The organism is Candidatus Symbiopectobacterium sp. NZEC135 (assembly GCF_025962695.1).
Genome location: NZ_JAGFPF010001341.1, coordinates 1 through 588, shown reverse-complemented (window position 1 = coordinate 588; position 588 = coordinate 1). Strand labels below are relative to the sequence as shown.

Sequence of the window (588 nt, the reverse complement as noted above, 5' to 3'; positions counted from 1 at the left end):
CCATTTTCCGTTTTGGATTTAGCGCCGATCCCACAAGGGGCAACGCCGAGAGACGCGTTTCATCACTCGCTCGATCTGGCGCAGCACGCGGAAAAATGGGGCTACCACCGTTATTGGTTAGCCGAACATCACAACATGACCGGTATTGCCAGCGCCGCAACCTCGGTGCTGATCGGCTATCTTGCGTCCGGCACAGAGCGTATCCGGCTAGGATCCGGTGGCGTCATGCTGCCAAACCACTCCCCGCTGGTGATCGCCGAGCAGTTCGGCACGCTGGAATCACTCTACCCCGGACGTATCGATTTGGGTCTGGGACGTGCGCCGGGCACCGATCAACGCACCATGATGGCCCTGCGTCGCCACCAGAATGCGGAAATCGACGATTTCCCCCGCGATGTACAGGAATTACAACGCTATTTTTCCGATGCTCAGCCAGACCAAGCGGTGCGCGCCGTGCCGGGCCAAGGCTTGCAGGTGCCTCTCTGGCTGTTGGGCTCCAGTCTCTACAGCGCGCAGTTAGCGGCGGCATTGGGTTTACCGTTCGCCTTCGCCGCGCATTTCGCCCCGGATATGTTGCTTCAGGCGATG

Annotated in this window: 1 protein-coding gene; it reads left to right on the top strand. The window is 60.0% G+C overall.

The genetic code is table 11. From position 1 onward, the window contains the following. On the top strand, positions 1-588 hold a 588-nt coding region (locus tag J5224_RS34160; RefSeq protein ID WP_264629287.1), incomplete at both ends, for an MsnO8 family LLM class oxidoreductase.